Below are 597 nucleotides of genomic sequence, written 5' to 3'. Positions count from 1 at the left end.
TCAAGCAGGGCATATTCTTTGGCGGTAAGCGACATCGACTGCCCCGCGCGCGTGGCAACGCGTTTGATCATATCAAGTTCTAAATCTGCCACACGTAATGTTTGCGGCGATGCGACCACTTGCGCGGCAATATGATGACGAAATACGTTTTGAACACGCGCCAGTAGCTCTGCAAACGCGTAAGGTTTTACCACATAGTCATTGGCACCCAGCTCAAAACCGCGCACGCGATCTTCCACTTGCTCCTTCGCTGTCAGCATGATCACTGGGGTGTGAATCCCACTACTGCGCAATGTGTTAAGCACCTGCCAACCATCGAGTTTAGGCAACATAATGTCGAGGAGGATTAAGTCATATTCTTCACTGGTAGCGTGATAAAGCCCATCGACCCCATCATGCACTAAATCCACCACATACCCAGATTCAATCAAACCTTTTTGCAGATATTCTCCGGCTTTGTGCTCATCTTCGACGATCAATATTTTCAACTTTACTTACCTAGTGTGTTAGCGGGAGGATGAGAACCCAGTATAAAGCTCGAAAAAGAGCATGATGTGAACCACACCATACTCTTCCCCATTGGCAAACCATTATCGA

The 597-nt window shown here is 47.7% G+C and carries 1 protein-coding gene; it reads right to left on the bottom strand.

The annotated features are described in order from the left end of the window. The coding region (locus R7Z50_RS29100; protein ID WP_318149957.1) for a response regulator at nt 1–488 on the bottom strand (488 nt) is incomplete at its 3' end. Between the last annotated feature and the right edge of the window lie 109 nt (nt 489–597).

The organism is Vibrio sp. 1249-1, assembly GCF_033340495.1.
Note: the sequence above shows the minus strand (reverse complement) of the source record. Positions and strands in the feature narration are given on the sequence as shown.